General features: G+C 66.6%; 20 protein-coding genes. 13 read left to right on the forward strand and 7 right to left on the reverse strand.

What is annotated here, in order from left to right:
• The first annotated feature begins 117 nt into the window (after window positions 1-117).
• On the forward strand, window positions 118-1,275 hold the full coding sequence (locus ENSA7_RS00715) for an SGNH/GDSL hydrolase family protein (RefSeq protein ID WP_106087251.1): 1,158 nt from the start codon (window positions 118-120) through the stop codon (window positions 1,273-1,275).
• A gap of 28 nt (window positions 1,276-1,303) precedes the next feature.
• On the opposite strand, the gene ENSA7_RS00720 is transcribed toward ENSA7_RS00715, so the two are convergent.
• Both ENSA7_RS00720 and ENSA7_RS00725 read right to left on the reverse strand, forming a co-directional pair.
• Window positions 1,304-1,609, reverse strand: coding sequence for a 4a-hydroxytetrahydrobiopterin dehydratase (locus ENSA7_RS00720; protein WP_244923675.1), 306 nt, complete (start codon window positions 1,607-1,609; stop codon window positions 1,304-1,306).
• Window positions 1,610-1,643: 34 nt separating this feature from the next.
• Window positions 1,644-2,000 carry a PilZ domain-containing protein gene (locus tag ENSA7_RS00725; RefSeq protein ID WP_106087252.1) on the reverse strand — a complete coding sequence of 119 codons (357 nt, stop codon included), beginning with the start codon at window positions 1,998-2,000 and terminating at the stop codon, window positions 1,644-1,646.
• A 306-nt stretch (window positions 2,001-2,306) separates the two neighbouring features.
• Here ENSA7_RS00725 and ENSA7_RS00730 point away from each other — a divergent pair, with 306 nt between their 5' ends.
• Together ENSA7_RS00730 and ENSA7_RS00735 are read left to right on the forward strand one after the other, a co-directional pair.
• Window positions 2,307-5,174 (forward strand): beta-propeller domain-containing protein, encoded by a 2,868-nt coding sequence (locus ENSA7_RS00730; RefSeq protein WP_181232849.1) that lies wholly within the window; start codon window positions 2,307-2,309, stop codon window positions 5,172-5,174.
• A 343-nt stretch (window positions 5,175-5,517) separates the two neighbouring features.
• Entirely contained in the window at window positions 5,518-6,846 is a 1,329-nt protein-coding gene (locus tag ENSA7_RS00735; RefSeq protein WP_181232851.1) for a fibrinogen-like YCDxxxxGGGW domain-containing protein, read from the forward strand.
• Window positions 6,847-6,913: 67 nt separating this feature from the next.
• On the opposite strand, the gene ENSA7_RS00740 is transcribed toward ENSA7_RS00735, so the two are convergent.
• The gene (locus tag ENSA7_RS00740) at window positions 6,914-7,816 is read right to left on the reverse strand and encodes a formylglycine-generating enzyme family protein (protein WP_106087255.1); all 903 of its coding nucleotides are present in this window, start codon (window positions 7,814-7,816) and stop codon (window positions 6,914-6,916) included.
• Window positions 7,817-7,933: 117 nt separating this feature from the next.
• Here ENSA7_RS00740 and ENSA7_RS00745 point away from each other — a divergent pair, with 117 nt between their 5' ends.
• Window positions 7,934-10,801: a protein kinase domain-containing protein gene (locus ENSA7_RS00745; RefSeq protein WP_106087256.1), complete on the forward strand. Its 2,868-nt coding sequence runs from the start codon at window positions 7,934-7,936 to the stop codon at window positions 10,799-10,801.
• 52 nt (window positions 10,802-10,853) lie between these two features.
• Complete coding sequence (locus tag ENSA7_RS00750; RefSeq protein WP_106087257.1) at window positions 10,854-13,838, forward strand: chemotaxis protein CheB; 2,985 nt, start codon at window positions 10,854-10,856, stop codon at window positions 13,836-13,838.
• Here ENSA7_RS00750 and ENSA7_RS00755 read toward each other — a convergent pair.
• Entirely contained in the window at window positions 13,817-15,940 is a 2,124-nt protein-coding gene (locus ENSA7_RS00755) for a hybrid sensor histidine kinase/response regulator (RefSeq protein WP_106087258.1), read from the reverse strand. The two genes, ENSA7_RS00750 and ENSA7_RS00755, sit on opposite strands and share 22 nt — an antisense overlap.
• Window positions 15,941-16,130: 190 nt before the next feature.
• Here ENSA7_RS00755 and ENSA7_RS00760 point away from each other — a divergent pair, with 190 nt between their 5' ends.
• From ENSA7_RS00760 to ENSA7_RS00775, 4 genes are all read left to right on the forward strand, one after another.
• A complete protein-coding gene (locus ENSA7_RS00760; RefSeq protein ID WP_106087259.1) occupies window positions 16,131-16,730 on the forward strand; it encodes a LemA family protein in 600 nt (199 codons plus the stop codon).
• Window positions 16,731-16,743: 13 nt separating this feature from the next.
• On the forward strand, window positions 16,744-17,493 hold the full coding sequence (locus ENSA7_RS00765) for a TPM domain-containing protein (protein ID WP_106087260.1): 750 nt from the start codon (window positions 16,744-16,746) through the stop codon (window positions 17,491-17,493).
• 10 nt (window positions 17,494-17,503) lie between these two features.
• Window positions 17,504-17,956 (forward strand): TPM domain-containing protein, encoded by a 453-nt coding sequence (locus ENSA7_RS00770; RefSeq protein WP_146157173.1) that lies wholly within the window; start codon window positions 17,504-17,506, stop codon window positions 17,954-17,956.
• A gap of 72 nt (window positions 17,957-18,028) precedes the next feature.
• The gene (locus tag ENSA7_RS00775) at window positions 18,029-18,607 is read left to right on the forward strand and encodes a YdeI/OmpD-associated family protein (RefSeq protein WP_106087262.1); all 579 of its coding nucleotides are present in this window, start codon (window positions 18,029-18,031) and stop codon (window positions 18,605-18,607) included.
• Between the two features lie 36 nt (window positions 18,608-18,643).
• On the opposite strand, the gene ENSA7_RS00780 is transcribed toward ENSA7_RS00775, so the two are convergent.
• A complete protein-coding gene (locus ENSA7_RS00780) occupies window positions 18,644-19,093 on the reverse strand; it encodes a helix-turn-helix domain-containing protein (RefSeq protein ID WP_106087263.1) in 450 nt (149 codons plus the stop codon).
• Between the two features lie 238 nt (window positions 19,094-19,331).
• Complete coding sequence (locus ENSA7_RS00785; protein ID WP_146157174.1) at window positions 19,332-19,685, reverse strand: hypothetical protein; 354 nt, start codon at window positions 19,683-19,685, stop codon at window positions 19,332-19,334.
• A gap of 211 nt (window positions 19,686-19,896) precedes the next feature.
• Here ENSA7_RS00785 and ENSA7_RS00790 point away from each other — a divergent pair, with 211 nt between their 5' ends.
• The 3 genes from ENSA7_RS00790 to ENSA7_RS00800 all read left to right on the forward strand — a co-directional run bounded on the left by ENSA7_RS00790 (window position 19,897) and on the right by ENSA7_RS00800 (window position 22,419).
• On the forward strand, window positions 19,897-20,424 hold the full coding sequence (locus tag ENSA7_RS00790; RefSeq protein WP_146157175.1) for a hypothetical protein: 528 nt from the start codon (window positions 19,897-19,899) through the stop codon (window positions 20,422-20,424).
• 5 nt (window positions 20,425-20,429) lie between these two features.
• Complete coding sequence (locus ENSA7_RS00795) at window positions 20,430-21,608, forward strand: hypothetical protein (protein WP_146157176.1); 1,179 nt, start codon at window positions 20,430-20,432, stop codon at window positions 21,606-21,608.
• Window positions 21,609-22,134: 526 nt separating this feature from the next.
• A complete protein-coding gene (locus ENSA7_RS00800) occupies window positions 22,135-22,419 on the forward strand; it encodes a hypothetical protein (protein WP_106087267.1) in 285 nt (94 codons plus the stop codon).
• Between the two features lie 15 nt (window positions 22,420-22,434).
• Here ENSA7_RS00800 and ENSA7_RS00805 read toward each other — a convergent pair whose 3' ends face one another.
• Window positions 22,435-23,016, reverse strand: a complete 582-nt coding sequence (locus ENSA7_RS00805; RefSeq protein ID WP_181232854.1) for an RNA polymerase sigma factor — start codon at window positions 23,014-23,016, stop codon at window positions 22,435-22,437.
• Window positions 23,017-23,044: 28 nt separating this feature from the next.
• Between ENSA7_RS00805 and ENSA7_RS00810 the strand changes: the two genes are divergently transcribed.
• Entirely contained in the window at window positions 23,045-24,403 is a 1,359-nt protein-coding gene (locus ENSA7_RS00810) for a serine/threonine protein kinase (protein ID WP_146157177.1), read from the forward strand.
• Window positions 24,404-25,287: the final 884 nt, after the last annotated feature.

Raw genomic sequence — 25,287 nt, forward strand, 5'->3', positions numbered from 1 at the left:
CCCTACGCCCCCCCCTTATACCCCGACACCCGAATACACTCCCCAATCAACGCATTCGTCCGCGACAACCTAGCCTCAATCCGAACCCTAGCCCCCGCCGCGCCCGCAGCCATCTTCATGAAAGTCGGCGCATCCAGCACGGTCAGCCCCAGCACCCTCTACTGCTTCGCCAACGACATCGTCGATCTCGACATCCACGAAGACATCCTCGGCCCAACCCTCGACTTCTTCCTACTCGGCGACGCCGGCGGCACGACCCCCTTCGATCGGGACACGCTCGCGGCGATGTCGGGCAAGAGCGCGGGTTGGGCGATCGAGGGCATGCCACCACCGATCGAGCAAGAGCGCACCGCGATCCACCCGTCAGGCCCCAGCCTCGCGCTCGTGCACTACGGCACCAACGACATGCAGTTGGGCATCACCTACGCCTCGGCGATGCCCAACTACTTCGCGAACATGAGCGACCTGCTCGACATCCTGATCGACGCCGGCATCGTCCCCATCGTATTTGGCATCTCCCGACGCCTGGACTCCGAGTCCGCAGATCTGTGGGTGCAGACCTACAACGCGGTGTCCCGAGGCCTGGCCCAGGCCCGATCGATCCCGTTCATCGATCTACGCCTCGCGACCGAGCCCCTGCCCAACCACGGCATCTCGGGCGACGGCCTCCACCTCGAGGGCTTCAGCGATGGCCCGTGCCTGTTCAGCCCGGAAGGCCTGACCCACGGCTACAACATGCGCAACCTGATCGCGCTCGAGGGCCTCGACCGAACCCGGCGATCACTCGAGAGCGACGGCGAGAGCAACGGCGACCCCACCCCTGACGTCGACCCAGATATCGACGAACCAGCGATCTTGCTCGAGGGCCTAGGCGACGTCGACGCGCCCCTCGAGATCCCCGCCCTGCCGTTTGCGGACACCAACACCACGGTCAACGCCCCTAGCCTGCTGCTCGACGTGTACTCGGGCTGCGGCTCCGTGGCCGACGAGTCCGGCCCCGAGAACATCTATCGACTGGTGCTGGCCGAGGTCACGCCGATCCGCGCGATGGTGCTCGATCGCGCCGGCGTCGACATCGACATCCACGTGCTCGACGACACGGCCAGCGAGATCGGATGCATCGCTCGCGCGGATCGCCTGATCGAGCTCACGCTCGATCCCGGCACTTACTACTTTTCACTCGACACCTACGTCGACGGACAGGCCGTCGAGCAGAGCGGCGAGTACACGTTCGTGGTGCTCGCGTGCGAGGCAGGCGACGTCGACTGCCTCTGAGACCTCTGGGGGATCTGTTTGCCCCGACTCACATCGCGCCGCAGCGACGCTCCATCGCCTTGGCCAGCTCGACGCACAGCGACGAGACCCCGCCCAGATCGTGGGACCACAGCTCGATCTCGACGCGATTGTAGACGTTTGTCCAGTTCGGGTGATGGTTGAGGCGCTCGGCGTCGAACGCCACGGCGGTCATGAACCCGATCGCGGCGGGGAAGTCGGCGAAACAGAATTTTTTACGCAGGCGATCGTCGAGGGTCCAGCCGTCGAGGGCTGCGAGCGCGGCCTCGCGGGCCGCTTGATCGAGTAGTCGGTTCTCTGGGGCAGGCATGCTCATGTCCTTGGTGTGGTGAGAGTAGCGCCGATCGCAGTTAGTTGCGCTGTCGAACCGCCGCCGCTCGCTTCGCCGCGATGTAGCCGCGCACGCGGGTCCGTGTGCCGAGATCCATTGGGTGCAGCTTCAGACCCCACACGTGGGTCTGCCCGTCGCCCAGGGGGTGGCTGTGCACGACCATGGCCTCGACGTCCGTCCACGCCGCGTCGCTGTTGCCCAGCTTGAAGCGCACCTGGACCGCGCAGGTCGGGGCGGCGGCCGCGGCCAGCACCGCCATCCCTGTCCGCGACACGTCCAGGGTCTGACACGCGACCGTGTGATCGCCTAGATCGACGACACCAACCGAGTGCAACGCAACACGTTCCTCACGACGCCTCTCATCCTCGCTGTTCATGCGGCCGACAATACCGACAAAGTGCGCTGCAGCCAATTGAAACCATCCCGCTGCCCACGGGCGAGCCAGTCAAAGAACGGCGCCTGCAAGCGGGCGAGAAGCCTCGCCCGAGTTGCAAGCAGCCTGGCGTGGGCGCAAACAAAGCGCAGTGCTGCGAAAATATCGCGATTGCACACAATGCGCAGGAAACTTCGGGATCGACGAATAAGCTCCGTCCATCACCCTGATCGGAGCACGATGACGAATGGCGCCTGCAAGCGGGCGAGGAGCCTCGGCCGAGCTGAAACCAGCCCCGCCATGTTCGTGATGGTCAACTCAATATTGTCACTCTGTGTACTCGGGCTCAGCGCCTGCACACGTGGCGACACTCAGGGACGCGAGGACTTCATCTCCGACGATCCCAGCGTCAGCGCGGCCGACATCGACACCAGCGAGGCATTTCCCGGCGTCGGTGGCGGCGTCGAGACCGAGATCGGCGATCCCGTCCTCACCCAGCTCGACGGCGACCGGCTCTATGCACTGTCGTCCCACGCGGGCCTGGCCGTGGTCGACGTGAGCGCTCCCGACCGGCTCACAACGCTCGGCAAGTGGAAGCTCGACGCCGAGCCGATCGCGCTGCACGTCGAGGGCGACCGCGTGTTCGTGCTGCTCGACGAGTCCGAGCTCTGGGAGTGGGACGCGGCGCTCGAGCGCTGGGCGTTCGCAACGAGCAGCCAGCTGGTCGCGCTCGACACGACCGACCCCGAGCGAATCGCGATCGCGGGCGAGCTCAGGTTGCCAGGGCACGCTGTGGAGTCGCTCTGGACCGGCAATGTGGTGATGGTGGTCACGCTCGAGGACGGCTCCTGCTGGGGTTGTGACGGCCAGCCCAAGACAGTGATCACCTCGCTCGACATCAGCGACCCAACCCACCCGGCGATCGTCGACCAGCGCGATTTCCCGGCGACCGGGCCGAGCTGGGCCTGGCAGCGCAGCGTCGAGTTGACCAATGAACGCATGTATGTGGCCGCGCAGCCGCGGGCGTGGGGCGGGCACTCGGCCGGCCACGGCTCGGTCATCGATGTGATCGACATCTCGGCGGGCGACGGCTCGCTGAGCCTGGGCAACAGCTTCGCGGTCGTCGGCAGCGTGTCCGACCGCTGGCAGATGAACGAACATCAGGGCGTGCTCCGGGTCATCAGCACGCTCGGCCAGCAGGACCCGGTGCTCGAGACCTTCGCGGTTGTGTCGGCGCAGTCGATCGTGCCGCTGGGCAGCGCGGCGCTCTCGTTGCCAACCCCCGAGTCGCTGGGCCGCGTGACCTTTGACGGCCCCCGCGCGTACGCGACCTCGACCGCGCGGAGCGATCCGCTGGTCACGATCGATCTGAGCGACCCGGCCAACCCGGTCCAAGCTGGCGCGCTGGAGCTCCCGGGCTGGGTCCACGCTGTCGTGCCCCGCGAAGATCGGGTGTTGGCCCTCGGCTTCGACCCTGGCCATCCAGACGGCGGCCTCAACCTCAGCCTGGTCGACGTGACGACGCTCGCCCAGCCAGCGCTGCGCAGCCGGGTCTACTTTGGTGGCGACTGGGCTCAGAACGCCGAGCCGCTCACGGTCATCGACGACGAACAGATGATCCTCGTGCCGCACACGGGTGTTGACCACGGGGGCCAGCCCGACTGTCGTGGGCGCCGCCGCAGCGGGGTTCAGCTCATCGATTGGCTCGGCGACGATCTGACCGCGCGTGGCTCGGTCGCCACCCACGGCCAAGCTCGCCGGGCGTTCACCCATGCCCAGCGGCTCTTGATCGCGTCCGAGCTCGAACTGGCCAGCTTCGACCACGCTGAGCGCGACGCGCCCGAGCCCCGCGACAGCCTCGCGGTGGCCGTGAACGTCGACGACCTGCTCGTGCTCGACACGGACACAGGCGATGTCTGGGTTCGCAAGGCGCGGGATTGGTCGACAGGTGAACAACGGCTCGAGATCGTCACCGCGGATGATCCAGGCGCTCCCGGGCCGATCGGCGTGGTCGATCTGGGCGAGCCCGACGACTGTGAGCTGCGCCAGATCGAAGGGCTGTTCGCGATCGACGATCACCTGTTCGTGGTCCAGTCTTCGCGCACCAACGGCGAGGCTCCGCTCGTTCGAGTCATCTCCGTGGACCTCGGCGATCCGAGCGCGCCGGTCATCGCCGACAGCTTGGAGATCCCCGGCCAGCGTGTTCACGGCGTGGCCACGCTCGCCAACGTCATCACGCGGTCGAGCTGGCTCGCGCACGACGGTGAGCACCTCGCGATGCTCGTGCGAGATCCAAGCGAGGTGGCGCGGGTTCAGGTGATCGCGCTGGGAGATCCGCGCGCGCTGGCGATCAGCGCGACCCTCGAGCGGCCCCCCGGGCAGACCCAGGGCCAGCTGTCGGTCCTCTCCGACACGATCGTGTCATGGCACACGGAGCCACTCGAGGACCAGCCTGGCAAGGTCCGGTTCTACCTGGATCGCCTGGTGCAGACTCAGAATTCACCGAGCTGGGCCGGCAAGATCAACGTACCAGGTATCGTCATTGCGTACGATCCACGCGCCGGGCGAGCCGCGACGGTGGACTTCCGCCTCGAGCAGCTCGAGCTCGACGCGGCGGCGTGCTACCGGCACCCAAACCACTGGACGTTCGACCCCGACCCCGACCCCACGCAGCTCGGGACCTGCACGCTGATCCGCCGCACCCTCGAGCGCCTGGAGCTCGACGGCTCGCAGGCCACGCTGGTCGAGACCGTCGACATTGAAGCTGACGCCGGGCTCGCGCAGCTGCTTGCGACCGACTCGCGGGTGTTCGCGAAGACCAACGCGTCATGGTGGGATGAGGCCGAGGGTCTGTACCACCGCGACACCACGCTGATCATCGCAGACATCCTCGCGCCGACCACCAAGCTGCAGGCGCTCGACGGTGAGCAGCTCGGCGATTGGTGGTGGTTGCTGAGCGTCGACGGATCCCGGGCGCTGAGCCGCTCGAACGAGGGCCACCTCAGCCTGGTCGACGCAGACGATCTCGAGCGGCCATCGGTCAAGACCACGGCGCTCCCGCGGTGGAGCGACTGCCAACGCCCCGTGGTCGCGGCCGGCACGATCTACTGTGCGATGGGCTTTCGCGGCCTCGCTGCCGTCGAGTCGTGCGGGGACGCGGCTCCCTCGAGCCGATGACCGCACCGTCGCACCGATCACACAGGTGCCCGCCAAGCGCCTCGAGGTCAGCAGGTCCAGGGGCTCGAGCTGCCCAACGAGTGAGGCTGTCGCGCACCTCGGCAGATCGATTGTGGTTGGACGCACGCCGAACGGCGGGCTCGACTTCGCGCGAGCGACCATGTGCTGATCCTCCAATTGAGCACTGGCGATCGATCTCAGCAGCGAGTCTGGATACAGGCCGAGCCACCCGAGCTCCACAGCCTCACGCGCGCTGCCGCTACGCAGGCGAATTCCCTGGGGGGACCGAGTAGGATGTCGCATGCGCAAGAAGACTTTGACGACCCTATCCGTACTCGCACTCGTGACGAGCTTCGCGTGTAGCGACGACGTGCCGATGGCGGACGCTGGCACCGGAACGGCCGAGACCGGCGACGGTGATGGCGATCCAACCGGTGACGGCGACGGCGATCCCACCGGCGACGGCGACGGTGATCCCACCGGTGACGGTGACGGCGACGGCGACCCGGGCGACGGCGACGGTGACGGTGACGGTGACGGTGACGGTGACGGCGACGGCGATCCAACCGGCGACGGCGACGGCGACGGCGACGGCGACGGCGATCCCGGTCCAGTCTGTGGCGACGGCAACGTCGACATGGATGAGGAGTGCGACGACGGCAACTTGGACGACACCGACGAGTGCACCTCGGTGTGCACGGTAGCGGTCTGTGGTGACGGCTTCGTCCAGGCCGGCGTCGAAGAGTGCGACGATGCCAACATGGAAGACACCGACGACTGCGTCGGCATGTGCGTGGCGGCGACCTGCGGTGACGGCTTCGTCCAGGACATGGTCGAGGAGTGCGACGACGCCAACATGGACGACACCGACGACTGCGTCGGCGTCTGCGTGGCCGCGGTCTGCGGCGACGGGTTCCTGCAAGCTGGCGTCGAGGGCTGCGACGACGGCAACCTAGACGACGACGACGGCTGCTCCTCGCTTTGCACCTCCGAAGCCGCGCTCTCGTGCAAGAGCATCCTGGCCCAGGATCCCAACGCTCCCGACGGCGTCTACGCGATCGATCCCGACGGCGACGGTGGCAACGACCCGCAGCAGGTGCTGTGCGACATGACCACCGATGGCGGCGGCTGGACGATGGTCGCGTCCACGCGCACGACCACGATGGACGACGCGGCGATCGCCTACCACGACGATCTGCAGACCCTCAACCCGCAGGCCCCTCACCCGGGCGTGTGGGACGGTATGCGTCCGCTGATCAACGGTGGCAACAGCGACATCCGGTTCACCTGCATGATGAACCCCGACGGCAACGCGATGAACGTGGACCTCTCGTTCTACGACATCATCTGGTACGACGAGATCAGCACCGGCACTGACACCGACAGCTGCTTCAGCGAGAACAACGGCGTCAACGACGATCAGCCGACGCCAGCGCGCAAGAACAACATCAACAACGCGAGCTTGATGGCCAACGACCAGTGGAACGCCGGCTACCTCGAGGGCGAGGACGCCTGCGGCGATACCAGCGACTTCACCGTCGACTTCGACGATCGTGGCATGGACAGCAACCAGAGCGACGGCACTGACTGGGGCGAGGACGACGGCTCCAAGAAGTGCGGTACCTCTGGCATCAACGACGGCGCCTGGCACATCTGGGTTCGCGAGCTCTAGGCTCTGCGCAACCGCGTACAAGAGGCCCAGGAGCGCTGCTCCTGGGCCTTTTTCATGTGGACTCGATTCAGGGCATGTCGGCGGCGCAGCGAAACCCGTGCTCGGGCTGCGCGGCGTCGGGGTCGGCCTTGCGCCGCTCGAACACCCGCAAATTGAGATCGCTAAAGTCGGTGAGGTCGCCGCCACGATTGACCTTCTGGGTCCCGTCGGTGGGCCCCTGCGGATCCGTGGTTTCGCCGGTCGTGTAGTAGTCGGCCGCGAACCAGTCCGAGACCCACTCGTCGACGTTGCCCGCCATCTGCAGGGCCCCGATCAGCGACGCGCCGTCCTCGTAGGCCTCGACCGGGGAGGTCATGCCGGTCATGCAGCCGTAGTCGCCCATGTCGCCCGCGGCCGAGATCATGTGGGCGAGCGCGCAGGTGGCCGCGCCGCTGCCCCAGGGGAAGGTGCGGCTGTCTGGGCTGGCCGCAGCGAGCTCCCACTCGGCCTCGGTCGGCAGCCGGCGGTCGATCCACCCGCAGTAGTCCACGGCCTGCTGCCAGGTCACGCAGTTGATCGGGTGATCGCCCAGCGCAGCGTTGCCGTAGTTGCAGTCAATGTCGGTGGCGGCCGCGGTGCAGACCCCGGCGTCGACGCAGCCTTGGTAGGCCGCGACCGTGACCTCGGTGCGCTCGATGTAGAAGCCCGAGACGGTCACGTCACGGCCTGGATTGTCTGGATCGCAGGCCATGTCTTCCGGCCCGCAGCCCATGAAAAAGCTGGCGCCGGGGACCTCGAGGAGGTTGGGATCTTCCTCATCCCCGGTGTCGGTCTCCGTCTGTGTGTCTTCGCTGGTCTGTGTGGCCGAGTCGCTGGTGTCGGTTGGGGCCGAGTCGGCCTCTGCGCCACCGTCGTCACCCCCACATCCGAGCAGGCACGCCGCTACGAGCACCATACTGCCGAGCAAGACCCCCGAGACGGAACGCTTCATGGTCGGCAAGATCGCACGGACACCAGCGGATGTGCAGTGTTTTTGGTCGGACGATCGCACCTGTGGAGATCGCCAGGGGCTCGGATCTCGCAACCGCTGGTAGACTGCGGCGACGGCATGCAACTCGGACCTTACGAACTCGTCCGGATGATCGGCGCGGGCGGCATGGGCGAGGTCTGGGCTGCCCACCGGATCGGGGCGAGCGAGCACGAGGTCCTGGCGGTCAAGTGCCTGCCCGAGCGGCTCGCCGACGTTCCAGCGTTTCGCCAGATCCTGCTCGAAGAGGCGCGGCTCGCGATGTTGCTGCGCCACCCGAACATCGTCCACGTGTTCGACGCGAGCGAGGTCGGCGGGTACGCGTACATCGCCATGGAGTTCGTCCACGGCCTGGACCTCGCCCGGCTGCGCAAGCACATGGCCGAGACCGGCGAGCGGCTGTCCGCTCCGGTCATCGCCTACATCATCGGGCAGATCCTGACGGGCCTCGACTACGCCCACAACCTCGTGCACGACGCCGAGCTCCTGTCGCTGGTCCACCGCGACATCTCACCGCACAACGTGATGCTGTCGGTCGACGGCGAGGTCAAGCTGACAGACTTTGGGGTCGCGCGGCTGTCCAGCGAAGACACCTCGGGTACCCACGTCAAGGGCAAGGCTCGCTACATGCCGCCCGAGCAGCTGCGTGGCGAGTCGCGCTCGCCGACCGTCGACCTGTTCGCGGCGGGGGCCGTGCTCCACGAGATGCTGGACGGCAGCGTGTTCCGCGGCGCGGGCATCGACGACGCGCGGCTGCTGGGGATGGCCGTCAACGGTGACGTGCCTGCGCCCAAGTACCCCCACGAGATCCCCCGCGCGCTCGAGCGCCTGCGCCGTGGCTTGCTCGCGCCGGATCGCCGTCAGCGACTCCGCAGCAGCGCCGAGGCGCTCGAGCTGCTCGACAGCTGGAAGGGCTATCGCGACGCGAGCTCGGACGTCGCCCAGATCGTGATGCGCTATCTGGAGCGTCAGACCGGGCTCGCGCAGCAGCCCACGCAGACTGGCCTGGCCCACCAGGCGACGTTTCTGCACACCAACGAGATCAGGGTCGAGGAATCGGACGACTTCTTGGCGTTCGACAGGCCGCCCGACGAGTCGATGCTGTCGGCTGCGTTCGAGCAGCCATCCACGTCCGGGGCCCGAGCCAGCGACGCCCGGCGCGGTGACGATGTCGGCCACCCCCACGACGACGACCGACGTGGGATCGACCAAGACGGGTTTGTGATCGACGACCCACCCAGTCAGCCGAGTCGGCCGATAACGGGCGCGCAGCCTCGACTCGCGACGGGCGGCCACCGCGGCGTCGAGGCGCTCGACCCATCGTCGCTCGAGCTCGACGTGCCTGGCGGCCGCGCGCGGCTCGAGCTTGGCCCCATCGATCGCCCGCGCACGACCAGCCATCACGTGGTGGTGCCCAAGCGCCGCACGGGGGCGGTGCTCCTGTGGATCATGAGTGGCGTGGCGGGCCTCGGCCTGGCCGGCTACGGCACGATCGCGCTCATCGAGGCCCTCGATGCACGTGGCAACGATCAGCACGAGTCGGCGCCGACCGACACGTTCGGGCTCCGCAAGGCCCGGGTGCTGGGCGATGGCTCTCCGAGTCACGCGGGCTTTCGTCACCGACGCATGGACAAGCTCGCCGCCGACGACATCCTCTACGAGTACGTGTCGTCGCCCAGTGCAGACGCCGCGAAGCCGCTCGCGGCGCTGGCCGCTGGCGAGGCCGAGTTCGCGCTCATGCGCCTCGATCAGCTGCTCCGGGTGTCCGCACAGACCATGGCCGGGGCGAAGATCGTCGCGCTCGTCGCCGTCTCGGATGGCGCCGATGGCCTGGTGCTCGACAGCGTCGAGCACCCGACCCTGCGCTCGCTCGCCGACCTTGCCAAGCTCGCCCGCAAGCTCGACCTCGCGCCCGTGTTAGCCGCCACCGACGCGGACCCGGGTGCGTACCTCGAGCTGCGGCTCGACTCGCTCCTGACCGCGCTCGATCAACCAGCGCTCGAGCGCGCCGAGCAAGCGGCGGATCCGCAGGCGGTCTACGATGCCCTCGCGGCGGCGGCAGACGACGAGGCACCGGTCGTCGCCGCGATGTTGAGCGAGCCGTGGCTGAGCCGGGCCCGCGAGGCCGGCATGACAGTCGCCGTCAGCACCGCTGAGCTCCCGACTGCCGTGATCCATGTCTTGGTCGCGAGTGAGCGCGCGCTCAGCTCCGACCCTGCGTTCGTCAGCACCGTGGTCGGTCGCTACTACGAGGTCGTCCACGCCCAGCACACCGACCCCGCCGAGCACGAGCCGCTGATCCAGCAAGTCGTCACCAGCTCCGGTCTGAGCGCCGCCGAGGCCAGCGCAGCGTTGCTCGGCCTGTGCAGGCCCGACGCCGCTGGCGCCCAGCTGTGGCTGAACCCAGGCGGTGACCACGGCGCCCTGTTGGCCGAGGCCGTCGACGCGACCTGGTCGTCCCTGCGCGCCCGCGATCAGGTGACCGGCTCGGCGCCCAGCCTCGAGACCTTGCTCGACGCCCGCGCGGTCGCGGCGGCCGCCGCCGCCAAGGTCGAGATCCCACACACCTGCGTCCCAGATTCCACCGCCTCGAGCCGAACCGATAAGTCCATTGAACAGCCGCTCGGCCCCCTCGAGCTGCCCGGCACCGACGCCCCATGGTTCGAGCCCAGCGAGGCCGCGCTCTCGAGTGATCACGCCGCGGACATTGACGAGCTCTCGGCCCGCCTGCGCAGCTTCAACCCGGCGTCCGTCACCGCCGTGGTCACCGGCTACGGCGACGCCCGAGGCGACAAGTCCCGCGCGCTCGGGCAACAGCGAGGCCGGGCCCTCGTCGACGCACTGCGAGCGGCCGGTGTCACCATGCCGCTCGAGCCCCGCGGCGCGTCCAGCAACGCCGCCCCACCCACGCAGCTGCGAGTGAGCCTGGCGTGGATCAGTGACGAGTAGAAGCAGCGGCGAAGGTCTCGGTGGGGTCCAAAACCGCTAGACTCCGGCCGCCATGGCTGACCACGCCGACACCACGAACGACGCGACGACCGAGCCGCCCGTGACCAACTTCATGGTCGTGGGCCTGGGCGCGTCGGCCGGTGGCCTGCAGGCGTTGACGACCTTCTTCAAGCACCTCCCGCCGGATACCGGGCTCGCGTTTGTCGTTGTCACCCACCAGCACCCCGGTCACGTGAGCCTGATGCCAGAGATCCTGAGCAAGCACACCAAGCTGCCGGTCGTCGAGGCCGTCGACGGCATGTTGGTCGAGCCAAACCACGTGTATCTGTCTCCGCCGGGCGGCCGACTCGCGTTGATGGGCGGCACGCTCCACGACATGCGAGCCATCGCTGCCGGTTCCTCGAGCTCGTCGGTCTTGCCGATCGACTATTTTTTTCGCTCGTTGGCAGAGGAGGCGGGTGATCGCGCGCTCGCTGTCGTGCTGTCGGGGACCGGCAGCGATGGCTCGGTGGGCGCGAAGATCATCAAGCGCGAGACCGGCCTGGTGCTGGCCGAGGACCCCAACTCGGCGTCCTACGACGGGATGCCGCGCAGCGTGATCGCTACCGGGGTCGTCGACTACATCGGGACCCCAGCCGAAATCGCGCACAAGCTCGTGAACTACGCCGCCCGCAACCTCCCGAGCCAGCAGGCCGCGAGCCCTGATGTCTCGCTGCAAGACATTCGCAAGATCCTGGTCTTGGTCCGCGACTACACCGGACACGACTTCTCGGGCTACAAAGAGAACACGATTCGTCGCCGCATCGAGCGACGCATGAACCTACACCAGTTCGAGACCCCCCGCGATTACATCGCCTATCTGCAGCAGCACCCCGCTGAGTTCGACATTCTGTTCAAGGAGCTGCTGATCGGCGTCACCAATTTTTTCCGCGACCCCGACGCGTTTCAGGCGCTCGAGAGGAAGCTGCCCGAGCTGCTCGAGTACAAGCGTGATGGCGACGCCGTCCGGGTCTGGGTGGCCGGATGCTCGACCGGCGAAGAGGCCTACTCGATCGCCATCCTGCTGCATGAGGCAACCCGAGATCAGTCCAACCGCTTGCTCTTGCAGGTCTTTGCCACCGATCTCGACGCGGCGGCGATCGACATGGCGCGCGCAGGCGTCTACCCCGATGGCATCGCGGTCGACGTCGGTGAGCCCCGGCTCGGGCGCTACTTCACCAAGGGCGACGCGTCCTATCACGTGCGCAAGGAGATCCGCGACATGGTGATCTTCGCACCTCACAATGTCATCGCCGATCCACCATTCACAAAGCTCGATCTGTTGTCATGTCGAAACCTGTTGATCTATCTCAACACGCAGCTGCAGCGACGGCTCATCGGCCTGTTCCACTATGCGCTGCGGCCCGGCGGCCTGATGCTCCTGGGCACCTCCGAGTCGGTCGGCGTTCACACGGAGCTGTTCGCCCCCGCCGACAAGAAGTCCAAGCTGTTTTGTCGGGTCTCGGTCACGACCAGCCTGCTGCCCCGCTTCCCGCTGTCGATCTCCACCCAGGCTGACCCGTCCATGCGCGAGCCCAAAGAGCTGCCTCGCAAGTCCTCCGTGGCGCCGATCGCCAGGCTGATCGAGAAGGTGCTGGTCGCCAAGCACGTCCCGCCCAGCGTCGTCGTCAACGAGCGCGGCACGATCATCCACATCCATGGGCGGATCGGCATGTTCTTCGAGCCGGCGCCCGGCCAGCCCAGCCTCAACCTGCTCGACATGGCCCGCGAGGGCCTGCAGCCCTCGCTTGCGACCTGCCTGCGCCAGGCGGCCACGCGCGACGCCCCGGTCGAGCACGGGCGCGTGCGCGTGCGCAGCAACGGCGACTTCACCTACGTCAACGTCAGCGCCCGGCGACTGCTCGATCCTCCGCCGCTGCAGGGCCTGATCCTGTTCACCTTCACGCCATGTCCACAGGACGACAACGACCTGGTGGAGGCCGTTCCAGGGCGTTCCATGAGCACCGACGAGACCAACCAACTGCAGGCGGTGGAGAACGAGCTGCGCTACACCAAAGAGACGCTGCGCAGCACGATCGAGGAGCTCGAGACCTCCAATGAGGAGCTCAAGTCCGCCAACGAAGAGCTGCAGTCCACCAACGAAGAGCTGCAGTCCACCAACGAGGAGATCGAGACCTCCAAAGAGGAGATGCAGTCGCTCAACGAGGAGCTGCACACCGTCAACAGCGAGCTCGAAGAGAAGGTCTCGGCGCTGTCGGAGGCGAACGACGACATGACCAACCTCCTCAACAGCACGGAGATCGCCACGGTGTTCTTGGACCATGATCTCCGCATCAAGCGGTTTACCGCCAGCGCAACCAAGGTCATCAAGCTGATCTGGAGCGACGTTGGCCGCCCGATCGGGGACCTCGCGTCCGATCTGCACTACGAGTCGCTGGTCGCCGACGCGACCGCCGTCACGCGCACGCTGATCCGCCTCGAGCGCGAGCTGCAGGCCAAGAACAGCAACTGGTACCTGATGCGCATGGTCCCCTACCGAACCACCGACAACGTCATCGATGGCCTGGTCATGACCTTCGTGGACATCACCGATCAAAAGCAGGCGTACGCCAAGCTGCAGCGGATCGAGGAGCAGATCCGCCGCAACGACGAATCGATGAACCACGTGCTGAGCAACTGCAGCGTCACTGTGGTGTTCTGGCGGGTCGACAGCGAGCTGCGCCACACCTGGGTCGGGAACCCGTTTCCTGGGGTGTCCGCGCCGTCGATGCTCGGACGGCGCATCGATGAGCTCGGGCTCGGTAGCGGCGCGGAGAAGGTGCTCGAGCTCGAGCGCCAGGTCTTCTCAACCGGCGTCGGCGAGGAGCAGGACCTCGTGTTGGAGCTCAACGAGCAGGCCCAGACCTGGCGGGTCTGCGCGCACCCCCTGCGCGACGCAGAGGGTCAGGTCGAAGGTGTATCGGCGATGGCCGTCGCGGTCCGCCAGATCGACGACGCCGGCTCTGACGGTGATGATCAAGAAGCCAGCATTCGCTGAATCGCCGCGACCAGCTGCTCGATCTCGATGGGCTTCTCGAGGTAGGTCGACTTCGCCGTCATCACCTGCAAGAGCTGAACGACCTCGGCGTCGGCGCTCGAGCGGCCCGAGAGGATCACGATCGCGCGGGGCCGGACCAGCGTCTGGAGCTGCTCGAGCATCTCGCGGGACGAGGTGTTGGGCAGACCGAGATCGCTGACCACCACGTCGATCGCCTCGCCGTGTTCTCCCGCGAGCGCCAACGCCTGGCTGCCGTCGCCCGCGGCAAGCACCTGGTACCCCTCGTCCTCGAGCAGCAGCTCCATCGCCTCGCGGGCCAGCTCGTCGTCCTCGACGAGCAGCACCATTTCACCCGCGGGCCCGCGCAGAGTCGCCTGCTCGGGTCCGCTCCCCAAGACCTCTCGTACCTTCGTCAGCAGCGTATCTTCCGTGAATGGCTTTTGCAGGGTCGGCGCCTCCCGGTCGAGCTGACGCTCGCGGATGAGCTTGACCTTGGGATAGGCCGACATGAACAGGACCCGCAGCTGCGGCCGCAGCCCCGCGGCCTCGCGCACGAGCTCCGAGCCGCTCGAGCGCGGCAGCACCATGTCGGTCACGAGCAAGTCGATGTCTGGGCGGGCCCTGAGCAGGTCGAGCGCCTCCGCGCCGTCGCCGGCCTCGAGCACCCGATACCCCCAGCGCTCGAGGTAGTTGCGCACGGTCTGGCGGACCAGCGCCTCGTCCTCGACGACCAGTACGGTCTCGTCGCCGCCGAGCAGCGCAGCTTGCGATCGCTCGGTGGGCGACGACAGCGGCCGCGTGGTCCGGGGCAAGTACACACGCACGGTGGTACCGACGCCCAGCTCGCTCTTGACCTCGATCTGCCCGCCGACCTGCTGCACGACCCCGTACACGGTGGACATCCCGAGCCCCGTGCCCTCGCCGACCGCCTTGGTCGTAAAGAAGGGCTCGAACAAGTGGGCCTTGGTCTCCGCGTCCATGCCCACGCCCGTGTCCATGACGGTGATCGTCGCGTAGGTCCCCGGCTCGAGTCGCAGCGCCCGGGCCCGCGCGTCGTCGAGGGTGATCTCGCCAGTGCTGACCTTGACGCTGCCACCCCCGCTGACCGCGTCGCGAGCGTTGAGCACCAGGTTGACCAGCATCTGCTCGATCTGACCTTGCTTGGCCCACACCCGGCCGTCGGAGGCGCCCAGCTTGAACGCCAAGCAGATGTCCTCGGGCAGGGTGTGACGCAGGATCCGCGCGTTTTGAGCGACGATCGCGTTGATGTCGACGACCGAGTTGGTGTCGTCGCCCAATCGACCGAGCGCCAACAGCTGGCGCGTGAGCGTGGCGCCGCGAATTGCCTCGGACTTGAGATCGCGCAGCAACTGGCCCGCGCGGGTTTGTTCGTCGATCTCGAGCAGCGCGCTGGTGGCACAGCCGAGCATCGCCATGAGCAGGTTGTTGAACTCGTGGGCGACGCCACTGGCGAGGCGACCGATGACCTCGATCTGCTCGGCGCGCTGCACGTGAGCCTGGAGCTCGCGCCGCTGGCTGACGTCCGTCAACGCCGTGTGACACGAGGGACCGCGCGAGCCTGGCTCGCCGTCGTCGTCCTCGTCGTCGTCGTCGTCGTCGTCGTCGTCAGGGACGCTGTCGAGGCGCATCCACACCAGCTTGCCGTCGGCGCGGTGGATCCCGAGCTCGCAAGCGTGGCGTTGTCCGTCCTGGATGACGTGCTGCAGGTGCGCGTGGAGCAGATCGGCCGAGGCCTGGTGCATCCGGCGCGAGAGCGGCGTGCCGATCAACGCCGCGCGATCGACCCCGAGCAGGGTCGCCGCCGTCAAGTTCGCGGCCTCGATGGTCGAGCCGCGTCCGAGGGTCAGGTAGCCGACGGGTGCTTCATCGTAGAGCTTGCGGTAGCGGTCATGCGACCGCTCGAGCTCCTGCTGGGTCGACCGCAGCTCCTCGTTTTGCAGCTGAAGCTCGATGTGATGGACCTGCAGCTCCTCGTAGAGCGTCGCCGGGTCGCCGTCTGCATGCAATACTGGCGCGGCGCCGCGCCGATCGAGTTGAAGCTCCGCCCGCCAACGCAATTGCTGGTGTTCGTCTTTGTTCAAAGTTTGTTCAGCCGTTTGATCTGCGGCCGCGATGAGAGTGACACCTCAGCCGACTAGATGCAGCGCAAAAAATACGTCACAGCGTCGCAATCGCTCTGATCCGACGGCCAACGCAACGGCGACCGGCGCACACCGCAGGGTCTTCGCGTGTCCACCTCGTAGGTCCGTGGCAGCTTCGACAGCGCTCATCATGAAACGCCCAGGTCTCATCGTGGTCGCCGTCGTGGCGTTGATCCTCGTCATCCTGGGCTCGACCCTCGCTGGCACCTACAACTCGCTGGTCCGCCTCGACGAGGGCGTCGCGGGGCAGTGGGCGCAGGTCGAGAACGCCTACCAGCGCCGGGCCGACCTGGTCCCCAACCTGGTCGCTACCGTACAGGGTGCCGCCGCCCATGAGCGCGAGACCCTGACCGCCGTCACCGAGGCCCGGGCCAAGGTCGGGCGTATCGAGATGCCCGCCGCCTACGAAGATCAAGCGGCGCTCGAGCGCTACCAGGCAGCTCAGGACGAGCTGTCGTCGGCCCTGAGCCGGCTGTTGGTCGTCTCCGAGGCCTACCCGCAGCTTCGCGCCAACGAGAACTTCTTGGCCCTGCAATCGCAGCTCGAGGGGACCGAGAACCGGATCGCCGTCGAGCGCAAGCGCTTCAACGACGCGGCGCAGGCGTTCAACACCAAGCGCGGCAGCTTTCCCACGGTGATGTTCGTCGGGATGTTCGACGACAGGTTCGATCCCAAGGCGTACTTCCAGGCTCAATCTGGCGCCGCGCGGGCGCCGACCGTGAGCTTTTGACGGCCAAACGAGGATGTCCGCCCCCCGCACATCGCTGCTCGCGTGGGTCCTGAGCTGTCTGGTCTGGCTGAGCGTCGCGGCCTCGGCGGCTCGAGCTTCGCCCGAGCTCCCACCGGCTCCGAGCGCGCGCGTGCACGACCAGGTCGGCGTGCTCTCGGAGCCGGTCCGTGCGTCGCTCGACCGCCGCCTCGCGGCGTACGAGGCCACCAGCGGTCACCAGGTCGTGGTCTGGATCGGGCGAACGACCGGCGATGTCCCGATCGAGGACTTCGCGGTTGAGGCGTTCGAGCGCTGGAAGATCGGCCGCGCCGAGCTCGACGACGGGCTCGCCGTGTTCGTGCTGGTCGACGATCGCGCGATGCGGGTCGAGGTTGGCTACGCGCTCGAGCCGATGGCCACCGACTTCGAGGCCTCGCGGATCATCCGATCGGTCATGATCCCGCAGATTGAGCGCGGCGACTGGGACGCTGCGATCGAGGGCGGCGTCGAGGCGCTCGTCGATACGATCGAAGGTCAGCCTGGCGCGCTGCCGAGCGACGACGGACCACCGCAGCGGACGCTCGCCGACCTGTCCAAGCTCGAGCTCGCGGCGATTGCGATCGGCGTCGTGTTGTTCTTGATCTTGCTGGTGACCAACCCGCGGCTGGCGCTGCTGCTGTTGTTCTTCGTGGGTCGCGGTGGCGGCGGCGGTGGTGGTGGCGGCGGCGGCTTCCAAGGCGGAGGCGGTCGGTCCGGCGGCGGAGGGGCGACAGGCCGATGGTGAGGAGCGAGCGATGCTGACCAAGCGCGCGCTGGTCCGGGCGATCGAGCTCCCGACGGTCGAGGCCGCGATCGCCCGGGCCGAGCGGCGAAGCTCGGGTCAGATCCGCGTCTCGCTCGCCCCGCTGTTCTGGGGCAGCGTGCGACGGGCGGCCGAGCGCACCTTCGACCGACTCGAGATCGGCTCGACCCGGGGGCGCAACGGTGTGTTGATCTTCGTCGCCCCCGCGCGCCGACAGTTCGTGGTGCTGGGGGATCGAGGGATCGACGAGCTGGTCGGGCCGCAGCTGTGGGACGAGGTTGGGGTCGCGCTCGGGGTCGCGTTCGCCGAGGGTCGCTACACGCAGGGGCTGACCCACGCGATCGAGACGATCGGCGAGGCGCTGGCCCGGCACTTTCCGGCCGAGTCGGGCGACAGCGTCAATGAGCTGGACGACACCGTGGATCTGCGCGGCGTGTTTGGTTGAGGGCGGGATTGGTCGGACGGTCGTGGGCTGGTCGCCGTCGCGTGGGCGCGCGAAGGTTGATACCGTTGGCCGATGCCCGAGACCCACGAGGGGTTACCGATCCTCCACCTGCGCACGCAGGCCGCGTTCGAGCGGTGGCTGGCGAAACACCACACCCGCGACACGGCCGTGTGGCTGATGTTCGCCAAGAAGAACAGCGCCAGGCAGACCCTGAGCTACGTCGAGGCCCGCGAGGCTGCGATCATCTGGGGCTGGATCGACGGGCTGAAGAACGCCTTCGACGAGGACGGCTACCTGCTGCGCTTCACCGCCCGGCGCTCGCGCTCGAAGTGGTCGCTGATCAATCGTGAGATCGCCGAGCGCTTGCTGGAAGCGGGGCGCATGGCGGAGCCGGGGGTCGCCCAGGTCGACGCCGCCAAGGCCGATGGGCGCTGGGATGCGGCGTATCCGAGCTCGGCGACGATCGAGGAGCCTGCTGACTTTCTCGCGGCGCTGGGTAGGTCGAAACCGGCGAAGGCGTTTTATCCGACGATTAGCCGGGCGGCTCGGTTTCAGATCTTGGTTCGGATTCATGATGCCAAGCGGGCGGATACGCGTAAGCGGCGGATCGAGGGGTTTGTCGCGTTGCTCGCCAATGGCGAGACGCCCTGACATGCTGCGCGCACGAGGTTGCGTCTGGAGGGGTCGTCAGCGGTGCTCGAACGCCTCGAAGAGCTCGCTGACGCGCATCCCAAGCCCCCGCGCCAGCTTCGTCACCGTCAGCAGCGACGGCGAGACCCCCCCACGCTCGAGCCGCCCGATCATATCCTCACCAAGCCCACTGCTCGCGGCCAGCTGCGCTCGCGTCAACCCCCGCTCCTCGCGCAAGCGCTCGACCATCGCACCAAACTCCACGCAAGTCTTGGACTGCTGCTGACCATCATCATCACGCATATCGATCACAGTTTCGCCTTGAAGATACTGGGCAACCCTCCCCAGCCCGATCGTAGACACCGACGCCAGCACGACCACGCCGAGTTCGCGGCGCCGAACGTTGAAGCGCCGACCGGGGATCACCACGCCAGTGAGCGCGTCGGCGAGCGCATCCATGCTCGCAAAGCGATCGACGGGCTCGAGCGCGAGTCCTCGCAGCAACACCCGCTCGAGCTGCTTGGAGATCCCAAAGCACCGTCTCGACTTGACGGGCGCGCGCGCGCGAACACAACGCCGTGAGACCCACGACCGATCATGTGGATCACCTCGTAGCGGCCCAGCGTCGGCGGTGAACCGTCATCGGGCCACAGCTGCGCGGGGTCGGGCCGCGGCGCGCTGCTGCGGGTTGGCTCGGTGTCGTCGGCCGGCTCGAACTCGTCGCCCCAAGGTTCAGTAGCGATCGTCATGTTCGTGTTGGCAGCGGCTCGTGTGGTCTGGACGGCGCCGGCGAGCGTGAGCGGGCATGGCTCGTCGCTCCGCTGGCGTGGCCAAGCAGTACCTCGGTGCCCGAGGTCTTGCCCTCGCGGTCCGGTAAGCCGCGCTCGGCGATCTCGGCGAGCAGCGACTGCGCCGTCCAACGCTCGAGGCCCAGGAGCCGCACGAAGAAGCCAGAGCTGAGCTGCTTGTAGCTGACGCACGGGTTGGTGTTGTCGCGGACTTCTGCGGCCGGGTCACTCTCCGGCAGATAGATCATCGGATGTTTCGTTTCAGAGAGATTCAAAAAATCCGCAGCCGCCGTTCTCGCCGTGTGGCTCACCAAACCGACCAACGCATGATACCCGCACAGCGCGCATTTTTCGGTTGCGCACGATCATCCTCCAAGTAGCGTTGCCCTCGTGCAAGCAAAGCAAGCCGTATGGAACGCTGCTGTATTCGGTCTGATTGGTCTGACCGGCTGTACGGAGGATCCCATTGACCCAATTGGCGGAACCGCGAGTACGGCTGGCACGGATGATGGGATCGTCCCCTTGGATCCGCCGGGTGGGGATTGTTTGCTCGACCTGTACGACCCCAACGACTCGCCGGAGGCGGCCACGCCGATCAACGCCACGATCACCCGGACCGCGAGGCTGTGTGCGTGGGATGACGAGGCCGACTGGTGGACCTTCACGCTGACCGAACGAAGCTACGTTGGGATCGAGGTGCGGTTCACCAAGAATGCCCAGGACGTCGCGCTGGAGCTTTGGGACCAGGGCAGCAGCGCGATGATCGGTCGGTCGGAAGGTGGCGCCGAGATTCAGGTGATCCACGAGCTGCTCGAGCGTGGCACCTATACGATCCTCGTCGAGAGAGTCGCGGGCAATCCGACCTATACACTCGAGACGTACGCGCTCTCGACCGCGACGCCGTATGCGCCGCCCGACGGCGCCACACGGGTGTTCTGTCCGCGCTTCGACCTCGATGATGGCTACACGGACGCAGCCGCGAAAGCCGGCGTCTTCGAAGACTATGGCCTGGGGACTCGCCGGACCGCTGGCAGCCCAACGGCATGCTAGTGCGCGTGCTCGATCAGGACGGAACCGTTCGCCGCGGCTGGGGCCCCCTCGACGCCAACGGGTGCACACCACCGATCTCGACTCCGTCGCCCACCGATACGCAGTTCGTGCTGCAGTACGCGCTCTGGTCCCACTTCGAGCGCTCGCCCGAGCCCGACACGTTTGTGTTGGTGTACGACTGTGAGCAACTCGAACCTTGCACGCTGCCGCGGCCCTATGTTGGCTGGACAACGGCGCAAGGACCCATGGTGCAGGAGACCAGTTTCATCGCGTCGGCCGACGTGGGCCAGGAGTTCCGCGAGGAACTGCTCGTGTACTGGGCCAGCGCGTTCGCAGAGTCACGGATCTCGATGGGCATGGAGGCGCACATCTACGCTCGCGTGCTCGGCGCGGCTGACCTCGGGGGTGGTCAAGTCTTGGCTTGCCCAGACGGGTACTGTCCCAACGGCACTACGTGCGAGACGGACCTCGAGGCTTCCCCGTTCGACCACTGCCGACCCAAGACAGCTGGAACTACAAACGTCGGTGGCCACCCAACCCTGGACATCGCCGCCGGCGCCGTCGACGGCGAAAAGTTCAGTGGTGCTCCCGAGAGTAAATTCACGATCGCCCACGAACTGGGCCATGTGCAGACGATCTGGGTATCCGGCTCTGGCACGACGATGGTGAACTCCAACTACGACTGGTGCTCCGTCATCAACGGCGGTGGCAGCAACCACACCGCCAACTCGCCTGAGTGGCAGAGCGCCGCTATCGTCGAGGGTTTTGCGGACTTCTACGCGGTCGCTGTATATAACCAAATCGAGAGTGGCGCTTGGTTCTTCGAGGAAGATGTCGAAAATGACACCCAGCGCTATCAGGCACAGTGCCAGGCCAGCCTCGACAAGCTAGCGACCAAGGGATTGTGCCAGCAACCCGGCGACGCGACGATGTGCTCGGACGCAGGTGGCAGCAACGAGATCGACTGGGCAGGAGCGCTGTGGGACTTTACCAAGGTCGTCGGGGCGTCCGAACTTGCGGCCGTGCTAAAATTGCTCAACGATGCGGGTATGTCGGGCGGCTGGGATCCCGGTTCCACGTCTATCGACGCGTACAACAACATCTCGCAGGCAGCTAGCCTGCGCTTTCCCAACAATGGAGCAGACTTCAATGCAGCCGCACAAGCCAACGGAACCAATCGCTGATCCCACCTGGTCCTCATTCGGCGCAGCAGCCACGGCCTTCCTGTATTTCCTCATGCTCGGTTGCTCGCGCCCGCACCCCACCGAGGGCGAAGCCGGCGCCGAAGGCCTGCCGGATCTCCCTACCGATCTTCCGAGCGAACCGACCGTTTTTGAGGGACTCCTCTACGGCGTCAATTTCGAAGCTGCACCGACTCAATTCAGGGAATGTGAGTCGGACGAGACTTTTGAAATAGGCTACCCGGGGTCGCAGAGCGTGCTGGAGGGATCGTGCGATGGCGTGTACACTCGCATTCGCGGCCGACTCGATCGCAGCTTTGACCCCCCACGGCTCTTTCCCCACGAGACGCTCGAAGCGCGCTGGTGTGAGTCGTCGGATTGCGTATCTCTTTGCCTTCCGACGTATAATAGTTGCTACGCCGAGTTGAAGACGCCCGAGTGCTACCCAGTGCTTGGCACGGCCCACCACTGCACTGGAGACTCTCACTGCAAGCCGGTCCGCTTCGATGCCACACAAACAGCCGGATGGATGCACCACCAGTGCCACACGTTGCTGGGCCAAGGGGTCGAGGGCGACGCGTGCGACTTCCCCTCCGCGCCGGGCGACGTCGACACTTGCGCCTACGGCTACCGCTGCTGGAATCCGGAAGGTGACATCGCGGCCCCTGGGATCTGCGCGCCCTACTGCGATGCAACTGGCAAGCTAGGTGACGCGTGCGACGGCACGTGTGTCCTGTGCAGCTCCAGCGACCGGTGGGGCCTGTGCATGACCGGTTGCTCCGGCGACGAGTGCAACGTCGACGAGTTCTGCTGATCGAACCCGCGCTCATTAACTCGGCGCTTCCATGCAGAGAAGCTCCGAGACCCGCCGACGAATCTTCTCCATTCCACGGAAGTAGGTAACGCGCTCGGTGACCACGGGCCTGTTTGTAATGTTGGCGATCTCACTGAATGCCAGCCCTTCCACGCTCCGCAGCAGCACGACGACACGCTCGACCGTCCGCAGCTCGCCGAGCGCTTGCGAGGCGACGCGCAGGATCTGCCGGCGCGCTGCTGCTGAGCTCGGGCTCGTTCGGTTGTCGGCGAGCGCGAGGTCGCCGAGATTGCCGAGCAGGGCAGACGCACCCGTGAGCGGCACGGTGGGTTTGTGGCGACGGGCTCGAATGAGCTCGTGAAAGATCGCCACCCGCAGGTACGGCCGCACCGATCCGGTCCAAGGGACAGGTGGCGGACTGGAGATCATGGCGAGCATCACGTTCTGGGCGACATCGGGGGCCAGGTCGCCAGCACCTAGCTTGCTGGCGTAGACTTCAGCCCACGCCGAATGTCGCTTGGCGAACGTGGCCTCGGCCTGCCGATCACCTTCACGCATGCGCGTCACCAACTCCGCGTCCGTGGGTCCAGGCTCCATCCCCCTTCCTATCACACCGCAGTGACCCGTGGAAGACGAAGACGAGGACGAGAACATCCGCTCGATCGATCGCTACTTCGCGGGCGAGGTCGTGCTGCGTCGACTGGGCCGGTCGCCTACACCGGTCGTCGTTGGTGATCGCTACGAGTTGATGCGCACGATCGGCTTTGGCACGTATGGGAGGGTCTACGAAGCGTTCGATCATGACCTCCGCCGACGGGTCGCGCTGAAGGTGCTGGACCTCGGGGATCGTGATGTCGCGATGCGGGAGGGCCAGCTGCTCGCCGAACTCCACCATCGCAACGTCGTCTCGATCTTCGAGCACGGCATCGGGCCCGACTACCGCTACTTCGTGCTAGAGTTGCTCGAGGGGCCGACGCTGCGTGCCTGGTGGGCCGACGAGAGCCCCAAGGAGATCGTCGCCAAGTTCATCGAGGTCGCGCATGGGCTCGCGGCGGTTCACGCCAAGGGGCTGGTCCATCGCGACTTCAAGCCCAGCAACGTCCGGATCGGCTCCGAGGGTCAAGCTGTCATCGTCGACTTCGGCCTCGCTCGCCACCTCATCACGCTCACGGCCGACCTGGATGAGCTGGGGATCTTCGTGGGGACGGTCGACTACGCGCCACCCGAGCGACTGGTCGGCCTGCCAGGCGACGAGCGCTCGGATCAGTTCTCGGTCTGCGTTGCGCTGTGGGAGGCGCTGAGCGGCACCAACCCGTTTGGTCCCTGCCTGGAGGCCACGGTGCCGGTCAGCCGGTTCCGATCCATACAGGCACAGGCCGAGCTGTTGGGCAAACCTCGCGGCTCACGGCATGTCGTTCGTGCGGTTCGGCGGGGGCTGTCCGTCGGAGCGTACGATCGGTTCCCCAGCATGGACGCGTTGGCGGCAGCACTGGCTCCGCCGCCACGCAGGTGGCGTTGGCGCCATCTGATCGCAGCAGCGCTTGTCGGGGTCATGGTCGCGTGCGTGGTGATGCAGTTGTTGCCGATGGCTTCGCGCGGTGGGGGGTCGGTGGAGTTCGTCGCCAACGCGCGGATGCGTTGGCTCGGGCAGGCGGCCGTTGTCGCTGCCCGAGAGGGGAACGTGGATGGAGCGTTGTGGCGCCTGGAGGAGGGCCAACGCTCCGAGCGCACCGAAGAGTCATCTCGTGCGCTGGCATTGGCGAGTCGATCCGTTGCGGTCGAGTTCGAGCAGACCCTGCTATTCGAAAATGCCCTAGATGCGTGGCATCTAGTTGCTCTTTTCGCCCGAGATGCCAGCGATAGCGATCTCGAGAATCAAGCCCGAGATCGGGGTTACTCGGCCGCGATCGCCATTCACAAGGCCTCTGCATTGAAGCAAGTGACGGTACCATCCTCGTTACAGACTCCATCATGGCACCAATAGAGAACTCCGCCGCAGCCACCACCCGGCCAGCACGGCCCACCGCTCTCACAACACATGGAATACTCCTGCGGATTATCGTGCGGCACGTAGTCGATGCATAACCCCGCTGCGCATGCATCGCCGAGCGGCGCGTAGGCAGAAACCTGCCCTGTTTGTGGATCAACAATCTCCCCATAGACCACGTTGAACGCCCGGCTACCCGATGGACACGGCGCCGTCCCTTTCACATGAATCGCATTGCTACTTGGGTTGTAACAGACATCGGCGAACAGTTTCGGCACGTTCGCGGAAGTGTACTCGCACGCGCCAGGAACGGAGGTACACAGGTAGCTGTACTCGGCGTCTGCCGTGAGTGGTATGGCGATGAGAACCAGGGTGAGCAGGGTGAAGACGGTCGGACGGCGCATGAGGGCAAGACTACTCCCGAGGCCGCGCCTGTGTCCGTCTCGACCGGCGGAAAGCGCCGAACGCCTGAGTGAGAACTACGTGGCGCGGGTCGGGCCGTTCGTTCTCACGAGGCGCGGTCGATGACCAGGGTCGCCAACGCTCGCTCCTCAACCGCAAAAAATGCAGCAGTTCCGCGGCTGAAATCCCTTTGAATGGGGGCGAGCAAACCTCTCCAGGAAACACGTCGCTCAGCCGCTCGGCGTCGCCACCACGAGCCCAGATCTCGGCTCGCACGGTTCATCTGGCCCATGTCCAGCAGCGGCTCGGGGGTCAGCCTTGGCCGCGCGAAGACTCGGAGTCAGCGGGCAGACAGTTCAGCGTGCAACGCGCCATGCACGGAGCGCGAAGAATGCGGCGGCGGTGCAGTGTACGCTCGGGTGCGCGCGCGGCACACGCTCGAGCAGGGAAAATAGTCTGCCCGCGCCCAGTCGCCGCCG

The organism is Enhygromyxa salina (assembly GCF_002994635.1).
GTDB lineage: Bacteria > Myxococcota_A > Polyangia > Nannocystales > Nannocystaceae > Plesiocystis > Plesiocystis salina_B.

Bases quoted from the DNA above. Each gene is read 5' to 3' on its own strand.
- ENSA7_RS00745 (WP_106087256.1), top strand. From the start codon at position 7,934: ATGCAACTCGGACCTTACGAACTCGTCCGGATGATCGGCGCGGGCGGC.
- ENSA7_RS00760 (WP_106087259.1), top strand. From the start codon at position 16,131: ATGAAACGCCCAGGTCTCATCGTGGTCGCCGTCGTGGCGTTGATCCTC.
- ENSA7_RS00805 (WP_181232854.1), bottom strand. From the start codon at position 23,016: ATGGAGCCTGGACCCACGGACGCGGAGTTGGTGACGCGCATGCGTGAA.
- ENSA7_RS00740 (WP_106087255.1), bottom strand. From the start codon at position 7,816: ATGAAGCGTTCCGTCTCGGGGGTCTTGCTCGGCAGTATGGTGCTCGTA.
- ENSA7_RS00730 (WP_181232849.1), top strand. From the start codon at position 2,307: ATGGTCAACTCAATATTGTCACTCTGTGTACTCGGGCTCAGCGCCTGC.
- ENSA7_RS00715 (WP_106087251.1), top strand. From the start codon at position 118: ATGAAAGTCGGCGCATCCAGCACGGTCAGCCCCAGCACCCTCTACTGC.
- ENSA7_RS00775 (WP_106087262.1), top strand. From the start codon at position 18,029: ATGCCCGAGACCCACGAGGGGTTACCGATCCTCCACCTGCGCACGCAG.
- ENSA7_RS00800 (WP_106087267.1), top strand. From the start codon at position 22,135: ATGCACCACCAGTGCCACACGTTGCTGGGCCAAGGGGTCGAGGGCGAC.
- ENSA7_RS00725 (WP_106087252.1), bottom strand. From the start codon at position 2,000: ATGAACAGCGAGGATGAGAGGCGTCGTGAGGAACGTGTTGCGTTGCAC.
- ENSA7_RS00765 (WP_106087260.1), top strand. From the start codon at position 16,744: ATGTCCGCCCCCCGCACATCGCTGCTCGCGTGGGTCCTGAGCTGTCTG.
- ENSA7_RS00720 (WP_244923675.1), bottom strand. From the start codon at position 1,609: ATGAGCATGCCTGCCCCAGAGAACCGACTACTCGATCAAGCGGCCCGC.
- ENSA7_RS00750 (WP_106087257.1), top strand. From the start codon at position 10,854: ATGGCTGACCACGCCGACACCACGAACGACGCGACGACCGAGCCGCCC.
- ENSA7_RS00770 (WP_146157173.1), top strand. From the start codon at position 17,504: ATGCTGACCAAGCGCGCGCTGGTCCGGGCGATCGAGCTCCCGACGGTC.